9 protein-coding genes are annotated in these 9,836 nt (G+C 65.0%); 6 read left to right on the top strand and 3 right to left on the bottom strand.

Annotation, left to right across the window (positions count from 1 at the left end; all coding sequences use genetic code 11):
• Together BN1233_RS40940 and BN1233_RS40935 are read left to right on the top strand one after the other, a co-directional pair.
• Positions 1-611 (top strand): trehalase family glycosidase (locus BN1233_RS40940; protein WP_046869425.1); only part of this gene is annotated, 611 nt, incomplete at its 5' end.
• A gap of 198 nt (positions 612-809) precedes the next feature.
• A complete protein-coding gene (locus tag BN1233_RS40935) occupies positions 810-1,607 on the top strand; it encodes a bestrophin-like domain (RefSeq protein WP_046869424.1) in 798 nt (265 codons plus the stop codon).
• Between the two features lie 256 nt (positions 1,608-1,863).
• On the opposite strand, the gene BN1233_RS40930 is transcribed toward BN1233_RS40935, so the two are convergent.
• Positions 1,864-2,124, bottom strand: a complete 261-nt coding sequence (locus BN1233_RS40930; protein ID WP_046869423.1) for a hypothetical protein — start codon at positions 2,122-2,124, stop codon at positions 1,864-1,866.
• A 25-nt stretch (positions 2,125-2,149) separates the two neighbouring features.
• Here BN1233_RS40930 and BN1233_RS40925 point away from each other — a divergent pair, with 25 nt between their 5' ends.
• Complete coding sequence (locus tag BN1233_RS40925) at positions 2,150-2,641, top strand: hypothetical protein (protein ID WP_147707833.1); 492 nt, start codon at positions 2,150-2,152, stop codon at positions 2,639-2,641.
• Positions 2,642-2,729: 88 nt separating this feature from the next.
• On the opposite strand, the gene BN1233_RS40920 is transcribed toward BN1233_RS40925, so the two are convergent.
• Complete coding sequence (locus BN1233_RS40920) at positions 2,730-4,598, bottom strand: adenylate/guanylate cyclase domain-containing protein (RefSeq protein WP_187144491.1); 1,869 nt, start codon at positions 4,596-4,598, stop codon at positions 2,730-2,732.
• A 310-nt stretch (positions 4,599-4,908) separates the two neighbouring features.
• Positions 4,909-6,675 carry an adenylate/guanylate cyclase domain-containing protein gene (locus BN1233_RS40915; protein WP_046869421.1) on the bottom strand — a complete coding sequence of 589 codons (1,767 nt, stop codon included), beginning with the start codon at positions 6,673-6,675 and terminating at the stop codon, positions 4,909-4,911.
• 335 nt (positions 6,676-7,010) lie between these two features.
• Between BN1233_RS40915 and BN1233_RS40910 the strand changes: the two genes are divergently transcribed.
• The 3 genes from BN1233_RS40910 (at position 7,011) to BN1233_RS40900 (ending at position 9,662) form a co-directional block, all read left to right on the top strand.
• Entirely contained in the window at positions 7,011-7,859 is an 849-nt protein-coding gene (locus BN1233_RS40910; RefSeq protein WP_052764137.1) for a VOC family protein, read from the top strand.
• A 167-nt stretch (positions 7,860-8,026) separates the two neighbouring features.
• Positions 8,027-8,212, top strand: a complete 186-nt coding sequence (locus BN1233_RS40905) for a hypothetical protein (protein WP_046869420.1) — start codon at positions 8,027-8,029, stop codon at positions 8,210-8,212.
• A gap of 235 nt (positions 8,213-8,447) precedes the next feature.
• Complete coding sequence (locus tag BN1233_RS40900; RefSeq protein WP_046869419.1) at positions 8,448-9,662, top strand: NAD(P)/FAD-dependent oxidoreductase; 1,215 nt, start codon at positions 8,448-8,450, stop codon at positions 9,660-9,662.
• The last annotated feature ends 174 nt before the right edge of the window (positions 9,663-9,836 follow it).

Genomic DNA, 9,836 nt, shown 5'->3' with positions numbered 1-9,836 from the left:
AGCTCAGGGCCCGTGCCGCGCTGCGCAAAGCCGCCGTGCAGCGCTATCTGTGGGACGATGGCAAGGGCATCTACACCGATTACCTCTGGCGCGAGGGCAGGCCGACCGAGAGGGTGACCGCAGCGAGTCTCTTTCCGCTGTTTTTCGGTCTCGCCAGCCGGGCTCAGGCCGATCGTGTCGCGGAGGTCGTGCGAGCCCGGCTCCTGAAGCCGGGCGGCCTCGTGACGACGACGATCCAGTCGGGTCAGCAATGGGACGCGCCGAACGGCTGGGCGCCGATGCAGTGGATCGCGATCGTGGGTCTGAGCGATTACGGCAAGAGAGCCCTTGCTCAAACGATCGCGCGGCGCTGGATCGGCAGGGTCGTGAGCGCCTATCGCAGCACCGGCAAGCTCATGGAAAAATACAACGTGGTCGATCCCTCGCTCGCCGCCGGCGGTGGCGAATATCCGGGCCAGGACGGCTTCGGCTGGACGAATGGCGTGTTGAGAAAGATGCTTGTGCTCGATCGTGGTGCCGTGGCGGACATTCGCTGCGCGAGCCCTGTCGCGAACGACAATCTGCCCTCGAGTCAGCCGCGATCCGGCAAGAGACCGAATGCTGCACGCTAGAGCATTTTCGGGAGAAGTGGAGCCGGTGCGCCGTAGTGTCTGCACTCCCGGTGAAGGGTTCACCCGGCGTTGCTCCATCTCGGCAGTCGAGGTGCTAGGCTGACGATCGCCTTGCACCCGGGCGAATCATCCGACTGCCTGGGAGACGCATCTGGTCCCGGTCGCCCGTTCCGGATGAGCGGCCACTGCCCGGGAGGCATGATGACGGCTATTCTTGAGTTGCCGACCTGGTTGGGCTGTGGGCTGGCGGTGCTGGCCGGGGTCGTGTGCTCGGTCCTGCCTCTCGTGGCGGTCCGTTGGTTCATGACGAGGGAGTTGAACCCGAAGACCCGTGAGGTGGCCGAGACTGTCGCGGTCCGCGTCGGAACCGTGCATGCCCTCATCCTGGCGCTCGTCTTTGCGGAGGCGCAATCAACCCATACCGACCTTCAGCAGCAGGCCTCCAAGGAGGTCACGGCCCTCGAGCACGTGGCGCTGCGGCTCGACCAGTGGAACGGGCCCGAGGAGGACGCCCTGATCAACCAGCTTGCAGCTTATGTCAGAGCCGTGTTGCAGACGGAATGGCAGGTGAGCCTGCACCCCGACGGCAGCACGGCCGCCAAGCAGGCCTACAACAATCTCGATGCCGCCATCCTGGACCTGCCGGCCGACAGCCCGCGGCAGCAAGCGCTCCGCGATCGGATGATCTCGGACATGGACACCCTTCAGGAACACAGGCGGGACCGGCTGTCGCTGTTTCACCGCGCCATCCCCGGCCTGTTCTGGTGGATGGCGCTGGCGGGCTTTGCCATTACGGTATTGTTCTTCTTCGTCTTCCCGGAGACGCCTTTGCACATCGCAATGCTGGGGGTGTACGGGGCCTATACCGGGCTCGTGCTCTACTTCATTCTGGCACTCAGCCATCCCTATGTCGGTCCGGCGGCCATCGACACGTCACCCTATGAAATGGTGCTCGAGACCGAGCTGAGCCCGCGCCCGTCTGCCGCGATGCCGTGAGGGCAACTGCGGCAGCCACAGGCTGCCGGCAGCAAAGACTGCCAGTTGCCTGGTAAGGGAATAATCCGAAAGGAATTCAGCCTCTTCGACGCCGCGGAAACTTTCGCGAGGCGGTAGTGACAACGAGCGATTTGAAGCTCGTCCTGATCACAGGTGATCTCCAAATCCGCAGCGATGGAAACGGTCCGAAGAACGTTGAAAAGCGGACGTTCCTTGGGTCCACTCCATGACCGAGGTTGCCCCTGAGCTGCCTCAGTTACTTCGGGAGGTGACCCTTGATCGCATGCGCGCGTGCCCTGTAGGTGATGCGTCCGTCGGCGTCTGCAGACAGGCGCGCGCGCACCCGACGCTTGAGCATCTCGACGTCTCCCGATGCCATCGCGGTGACGGTAGGGCCAAGCGAAGCGGCCTTCAGGTTGGTCTTCCAGAAGTCGTCAAAATCCACGAACGTCCGCTGCACGGTGATCTCCCGCGTGTCCACGGCCTCGAGACCGGCACCGGTCCACAAGTCATGCATCACCTCCGTGGTCGCGCGGGAGATCGTGCGTGTTGCCCGGAACCTCTGCGTGCAACGCGGGAGGGATTCTCACGGCTGGCAGGACTACGCGATCGCCTGCAAGATCAGCGGCGGCGTGCTCCAGGGACCCACGGCGGGCACGATCTACGGCCGGACCGATGACATCCCTTCGGCCAACTATGTCCTCGTCCCGGCGGGCAGGCAGATCAAGCCCCGCACAGCGGGCGTCAATATCCGCTCGCGCGGCACGCGCCAGACCCGCAACCTCGAGATCGGCATTGAGCAAATGTGCGTCGACGGCTTCCACCTGCGGGTCACCGACAAGGCACGGACCGTGGTCGCTCTCGTCCGCTGGGGCGGCGTTCGGCAGCACGCGATTAAGGCCGTTCGGTCCTACTTGGCCCATGAAGGCAGTGCCCAGCGGCTCCATGCGATGGCGGACGAGTTCGGCATCTCGCGGGAGATCAGGACCCTGACGGAGGCGATGTACGTCGCCTGGGAGCGGGCGCCGGCCTGAGAGGCCGGGACCGGGGCGGGCGCGCAGGTCTCTGTCAGTTCCGGGGATGGCGCGCCTCGCTCCGCTGTGCACCCCCGAGCCCAATCGGTTACGGCCGTTCCCGATCCTTCGTGACGTGACGGACAGCCGCCTCGATCTCCTCAACCCAAGCCGGGTTGAACTTCGACAGCATCCGGGGAAGGTCGCCTTCAGCGCCGCTCGACTGCATCTCGGATACGGCGGCTCGGGCCTGCTGCACATCGCCGACCGCCACGGCACATAGCACAGCCGCCTTCAGGGCCGGAATCCAGCCGGGGCGCAATGAAAGCGCGCGGCGTGCGGTGCTGAGCCCTTCCGCGAACTCCCCGGCAAAGGCGTAGGCCAGCGACAGGAGAAACAGCCACGCGAAGTTCTGGGGATCGAACGGCGACAGCCGCAGGCCATGCTCCAGGGGCTCGATGGCCTCCCGAGCACGCCCGGCATGAAGGTGGGCTGAGCCGAGGATCAGATGAGCCAGCGCAAAGCTCGGGCTTAAAGCCAGGGCACGCTGCGCGGCACGCAGGCCGGTCTCGATCTCACCACCGAACACATGAGAGACGGCGACGGCGTAGTGACAGTAGGGATTCCGCTCATCAAGCTGCACGGCTTTCAGCCCGGCGGCCATGCCATCTCTCAGTTCGGCTTCAGGATCGTCGGTCCAGCCATAGAAGGCGAGACCGGTCTCTGCCCGAGAGAGCCAAAGAAAGCCATCGGCCGCGTTGGGCTCGACTTCTATGGCCTTGAGGAAAAGCTCCCGCGCACGGCAATGCGACTCGGGTCTAAGCTTGTGGAATTCCCACATGCCGCGACGGACGAGGTCCCACGCGGTCAGACTCTGGGCGCGCTCGGCCCCGCGCTGCCCCTCCTTCTTGAGGAGTTCGGGCTCGATGGCTCCGGCGACCGCCTCGGCAATCTCGTCCTGGAGCGCGAGGATATCCCCGAGATCGCGGTCATACCGTTCGGCCCACAGCGATGCGCCCGTGTCGGCCTCGACGAGTTGCGCCGAGATACGGACGTGGACCCCGCTCCGCCGCACGCTGCCGCTGAGGATGTAACGAACGCCCAGCCGCCGTGCCACCTGCTCCGTTTCGATGGCCCTGTCCTTGAACGCAAAGGAGGAGTTGCGGGCCGTGACGAACAGCCAATGGGCCTTGGTCAGGGCCGTGATGATGTCGTCCGTGATCCCGTCAGCAAAGTACTCCTGCTCGGGGTCGCCGCTCAGATTGGCAAACGGCAGCACCGCAATGGAGGGGCTGTCGGTTCGTTTCGGGCTCGGCCGCGCTGCCTTCGGCTCGCGAAGTGACATATCCCCGCCTTTGAGAGCATAGACCCGGATCGGGCGGGCGATGTTCTTGAGGTGCTGCTCGCCCCGGTCCTCAAAGGGCAGGGTCAGCTTGCCTTCAAGCTCATCGAAGACCTTGCCCGAGATGCAGATGCCGCCCGGATCGGCGACCCCTTCCAGCCGAACGGCCACGTTCACGCTGTCGCCGAGAACATCTCCGTCCTCGTTGATGATGACATCGCCCAGGTTGATGCCGATCCGAAGCTGGATATCATGATCCCGGGAGGGAGGATTCGCCTGCTCCGTGATCGCCACCTGGGCTTCGACGGCGCAGAGAACGGCTTCGACCGGACTGGCGAATTCGCAGAGCGCCCCATCCCCGGTTGTCTTGACCAAGCGACCCCGATGCCGAGCCGCGGCGGGCGCGATGATTTCCATGAGGATCGATCGGATGGCCGCGAGGGTGCCCTCCTCGTCGGCTTCCATGAGGCGACACGAGCCCACCACGTCGGCGGCAAGGATGGCCGCCAGCCGCCGCTCGGCTCTATGCTCCTGCGGACCCATAGGGGCTCGGTAGTCCGTATGAGCCTCTATTCTGGTGCGGGCTGTGAAAGGCGTCCAGTCCACCTGAACGGGCGAGAGAGGACCGAAGCTCATCCCTTCCATGCAGGTGATCAGTGAGTAGCCCGGGCGGCCCAGGCTTTGGCCGGTTTCACTCGATTTCTGTCGGCATGCTCCTGGACAGGGATCAGCCCAGGAATCTCCAGATGCTGTCTGGCATCTTCCCGAGATTCGCACCGAGCAGACCCAGTGATAGCCGCTTGTGCAAATCTCAACGAGTTGGTCGGTTAATCCACTGGCCCTTGACAGCGCTCGAGGGCTCCTCGTCCCCGGCCACCCGGAGACTCGATCCAGTCGCAGGAATCGATTTGGCGCGGTCCAGTTGAGTTCTCGCCCTCCGGTGAACTCAGGATTCCGGCAACCCGACCGGTCTTAGAACCTCGCAATAGCGAGAACGGTCAGCGGCATGCACAAGGGGTGAAGCTCGTTCGACCCACTCGACGGAATAATCGGGTTGGAGCTGCCGGGCCGTCGCCACGGCGGCCTTGGCCTCTTCCGTGTGCCCCAGCATAGCGGCAGAAAGCGCCAGGGCACGCCAGTGGCCCGCATAGTCAGGGCTTTGGCGGACGGCGCGACGGCCCCATTCCAGGCCTGCCGCATAATCACCCGCCATGAAATGAGCGAACGAGCGCGCGCCGATGAAAATTGCGACAAAGGGATCGCGCGGACTGAGTCGCATGGCCTGCTCGACCTGAGCGACCGCTTCAGGCCCCCTGCCTCCATAGGCGAGCGTCAGTCCAAGGCATGCATGGGCCAGCGCGAAATTGGGATTGAGCTCCAATGCCGCCCGGAACTCCTCGACCGCACTCTCGTGCTCGCGGTGGAACATCTGCGCGAACCCAAGTGCCAGACGTGCCCAGGCATCATCACCGTCGATGCTCACCGCCGCCCGCGCCCGCTCCGTGGCTGACGGGAGAACGCCGGCAAGCCCGCCCGGGCTCCATCCCTGGTGAGCGTGCCAGAGATTGAGCCAAGCGTGCAGGCCGAGGGCACGTGCATACTTTGGGTCGAGTCGCAGAGCGCTCTCCAGGTGAGCGAGCGCGGCCTCGGTGTCGGCCTTCGTTCGAAGCCACATGTGCGAAAGCGCGCGGATGACACAGTCCCAGGCATCCAGCCGTCCCGGTGGGTTCAGTTGTACACGCTCGCGCTCGGCAAAGTAGAGTTGTGGCTCGACCGTGACGACAACACTCGCGGCAATCTCATCCTGAAGTGCAAAAACATCCACGAGCGCGCGATCGTAGCGCTCGGACCAGATTTCACGGCCGCTCACGGCATCGGCAAGCTGCACGCCCACTCGAATCCGGTCACGAGCCTTTCTGACGCTGCCCTCCAGAACATACCGAACGCCGAGGTCGCGCCCGACCTGCTGGATGTGCATGGTTTTTCCCTTATAGGTGAAGGCCGAGTTGCGTGAGATCACGAAGAACCCGCGCAGCCGCGCCAGTGCCGTCGTGATCTCCTCGGCTATCCCTTCGGCAAAGTATTCCTGCTCCGGGTCGCCGCTCATGTTCGTGAATGGCAGGACCGCGATGGAGGGCTTCTCGGGGAGGGAAAGCGACCGGGGCTCAGTGGCGGTAGAGGCGGGTCCTGCCAGGGCGTAGACCTTGATTGGCCGAGCGATATTCTTGACCTGCTGCTCGCCCCTGTATTCGAAGGGGTGATCGAGCTTTCTCTCGATCTCGTCGTAGACTTTAGCCGAGACACAAATCCCGCCGGGATCGGCCATCTGCTCGAGCCGAGCGGCAATGTTAACGCCATCGCCGAGCAGGTCTCCGCTGCGAACCATCACGTCGCCGATGTGCACCCCGATCCGGAACTTCAGCATTCGATCTTCGGGAAGCCCGGCACTCGCCGCGGCGAGTCTCTCCTGAACAAGGACGGCGCACTGGACGGCATCGACGGCGCTCGGGAACTCGGCCAGGACGCTGTCGCCCGCCGTGTTGGCGATCCGTCCGCCATGCTCGGCGATGAGCCGGTCCATCACCGCGCGATGGGCCGTCAACGTCCGGAGCGTTCCAACCTCGTTCTGCTCCATCAGGCGCGAATAGCCCGCCACGTCGGCGGCGAAGATCGCCGCCAGCCGCCGCTCAACCCTGTGCTCCTGCGGACCCATGAGTCCCTCGGAACGTGACTCTCACTGCATTCTGCTGCTGGTTCGGATGGGGGTCCAGCCACTTGAGCAGCAACGGGACGAGGTCAGCCTGGGAGCCGCCGAGAGCCTCACGCGGAGATGCGCCGGAGATCCGGCGGGTGCCGGCGGTCGAACGAGAGAGCCGGAGACGGCGGCTCGGGGTGATGGCTCTGCAGAAGACGGTCTGCCGCGTTGCGTCACCCGGTTGGCTCCGAAAAGCGATTGGTCTCGCACGCAAGATCACGACAGGAGCCTTGTGCAGGGTAGGGCCATCATTCAGAACTTCGGAGGAGCCTATTCTCAGGAAGGCATCCGTGATGATCGATGGGCTAGGCGGAGTGGACCACGTCGTTGTGCTCGTCCGCGATCTTGATCGCGCGCGTGACACGTGGGCCGCTCTGGGGTTCACCCTCTCTCCTCGAGGAGTGCACTCTGCGCACCGGGGCACCGGAAACCACACGATCATGCTGGGACCGGACTATCTGGAGCTTGTGGGCATCCTCTCGCCGACCGAGCACAATGCGCCGAGCCGTGCGCTTCTCGAGCGGCGTGAGGGGATCGAGCGGGCCGGGCTGCGCGCCCGGGATGTGGAAGTGGCGGCAGCGGATCTGAGGCGACGGGGAATTGCCATCACGGGCCCCCAGGATTTCAGCCGGCCCGTGGACCTGCCCGGCGACGGAACGGGCGAGGCCCGGTTCCGCACCATTCAATGGCCTTTTGACTGCGCTCCCGCCGGAATGCGCATCTTTGCCGTCCAGCATCTCACGCCAGAGCTGGTCTGGCTGCCCGCCTTGCAGCAGCACGCGAACACCGCGCGGCGGCTGCTGTGCCTTGAGGTGCTCGCCCATGACCCCGCCAAAGCGGCGGCAGAGCTTTCGGAGTTGATCGGCATGCCGGACGTCGTGGAACAGGACGGCGGCTATAGGATTCAGCCCGCGCCCGACCGGGCCGCCATTGTGTATCTCGACAGGGCGTCTGCCCGCCAGCGATACCCGGAGGCGTGGCTGGAGCCATTCACGGAGGAAGGCGGTCTGGCGGTCACTTTCGAAGTTGGCGATCTCGACGCCGCAGCGCAGGAAACCGGCGGCATGGTTTTAGACCCAGCAGGTCGCGTTGGCGTGCCGCCGAACCGCACCAGCGGTGTAATCCTGAATTTCGTCATCTAAACGGTTCAGGGCTCGCTTGCGCAAAGTGGGCCTGTGCAAATGAGCCGGCACCTTCAGTGCTGCACCCACCGAACGTCGTGGGCTGTTGTTCGGATCACTGAACACATGACTGAATTTCTGAGCCGGAGCCCGCTGATAGGGACCTCCCGCAGGCCGGAGGGGTCTTGATGGCCCGCTCGTCCGCCCAGAGCACTCGGCGCGATCTGCTCACGCTCATCCCGGGGACGGACGCGATCGTTCGCCTCCTCCGGGAACTGTCGCTCCACGTCGGCCTCGCCCGCGGCCTGTTCCTGCTCGGGCTCGGCGACACCCCGATCCGCGAGGATTTCTTCACACCGGAGGACGAGCGATGACTCTTGGCCCGGAGGTCCGGAGCGCCGCACATGAGGATTATGCTTGGCGTTTTGGTTCGCGCCTCAGGCCTAGACAGAAACTCCCGTCTGGCCGCCATGAACCCTGCGGCCGCTGGCTCCTGGATCACAGGAGGGCCTGAGCCGACCGGCAGGGTTGCCGATCGATACGCGGGTTCTACTCTGTCTGCCTGGAGCGATGGGAGCTTGCTTTCTCCTTGACTCAGGGGAATGGCTCATGATCCGCCAGCCCGATGCCGTCGTGATTGGCTCCGGAGGACTCGGCGCCTCGACCGCGTTCCATCTCGCGCAGCGAGGCAGGCGCGTCGCGCTGCTCGACCGGCATGATATCGGCTCACAGACCTCTCCCCGGGCCGCGGGTATGGTGAATTGCGTCCGCAAGAGCGACCTGATGATCACCCTGATCAAGATCGCCTGCGAGAAGATCAGGCGGTTTTCCGCCGACACCGGACAGCCCCTGGACTGGGTGCATTCGGGCAGCCTGAAGGTTGCGCGCCGGCCGCAGGACACGGAGGTGATCGCGGGCGATGTCGCCCGGGGCCGACGCATGGGTCTCGACGTGGCGCAGATCTCGCCGGAAGAGGCCAGCCGTCTCAACCCGTTCCTTCGGCCCGACGGCATTTGCGCGGTCATGCGGGTTGGCGACGACATGTATTTCGACCCCTCGCAGGTCGCCGTTGGCTTCGCGCGCTCCGCCGCGGACCACGGTGCGATCCTCCTGCCTCACACCAGGGTCACTCGCGTCCTCATCGACCAGGGCCAGGTAACGGGTGTCGCGACGGATCGAGGGACCATTCTGGCGCCGGTGGTGGTCGATGCCGCCGGAGCGTGGACGCGGGAGATCGCGGAGGCCAGCGGATTGCGCGTTCCTCTCGTCCCGACAGGCCAGCAACTGTTCATCACCGAACCGGTCGAGGGCGCGCGCCCGGACTTGCCGATGGTCCGGATCATGGATGCCGCGGTGTATCTGCGCCCGTGCGACGGCGGGTTCCTGTGGGGCGTCTACGAAGAGAAACCCCGCTTCTTCGAGATGCAAGCGCTCGGTCTCGGCTTCCACATGAAGGATATGCCCCTCGACGCCCAGGTGCTCTGGCGGGCGGCCGAGGACGTGCGCGTGCAATTGCCCGTGCTGCTCCAGGCAGGAGTGCGCGAGCATCGGGGCGGCATTCCGACGATGACGGCTGATGGCCAACACATCCTGGGACCCGCACCTGGCATAGACGGCTTCTACTTCGCGAGCGGCTGTAACGTCGCTGGGCTCTCGATCTCCCCGGCTCTCGGCGAGCTTCTTGCGGCCTGGATCGTCGAGGGTGAGCCGCCAATCGACCTGACGCCGCTCTCGGTTGCACGGTTCGGCGACAGTTCCTGGACGGAGGAGCAGTTGAGGAACGATGCCGCGTGGCAATACCGCCATTTCTACGGAGCGGCGTGAGCGCAGTTGCGTCCTTCGCCATGCGCGATCTCCGGTAACCATGCGCGCCCAGTCGCGCTCGGTCTGGCGGCCACGACGAGATTAGTGGCGGCGATGCCGTCGCGGCTCTGCCCTCGCGAGTGGTATACTGGCCTCGCCGGCGCACAGATGAGGTCCGATCATGTCCCGTGAGGA

It is taken from the genome of Microvirga massiliensis, assembly GCF_001006805.1.
Taxonomy (GTDB): Bacteria; Pseudomonadota; Alphaproteobacteria; order Rhizobiales; family Beijerinckiaceae; genus Microvirga; species Microvirga massiliensis.
This window is presented reverse-complemented; position numbering and strand designations above follow the sequence as displayed.

What these genes read in the sequence shown, in the direction of transcription:
- BN1233_RS40915 (WP_046869421.1), bottom strand. Translation starts at nt 6,675, where the DNA reads ATGGGTCCGCAGGAGCACAGGGTTGAGCGGCGGCTGGCGGCGATCTTC.
- BN1233_RS40930 (WP_046869423.1), bottom strand. Translation starts at nt 2,124, where the DNA reads ATGCATGACTTGTGGACCGGTGCCGGTCTCGAGGCCGTGGACACGCGG.
- BN1233_RS40920 (WP_187144491.1), bottom strand. Translation starts at nt 4,598, where the DNA reads ATGAGCTTCGGTCCTCTCTCGCCCGTTCAGGTGGACTGGACGCCTTTC.
- BN1233_RS40900 (WP_046869419.1), top strand. Translation starts at nt 8,448, where the DNA reads ATGATCCGCCAGCCCGATGCCGTCGTGATTGGCTCCGGAGGACTCGGC.
- BN1233_RS40935 (WP_046869424.1), top strand. Translation starts at nt 810, where the DNA reads ATGATGACGGCTATTCTTGAGTTGCCGACCTGGTTGGGCTGTGGGCTG.
- BN1233_RS40905 (WP_046869420.1), top strand. Translation starts at nt 8,027, where the DNA reads ATGGCCCGCTCGTCCGCCCAGAGCACTCGGCGCGATCTGCTCACGCTC.
- BN1233_RS40910 (WP_052764137.1), top strand. Translation starts at nt 7,011, where the DNA reads ATGATCGATGGGCTAGGCGGAGTGGACCACGTCGTTGTGCTCGTCCGC.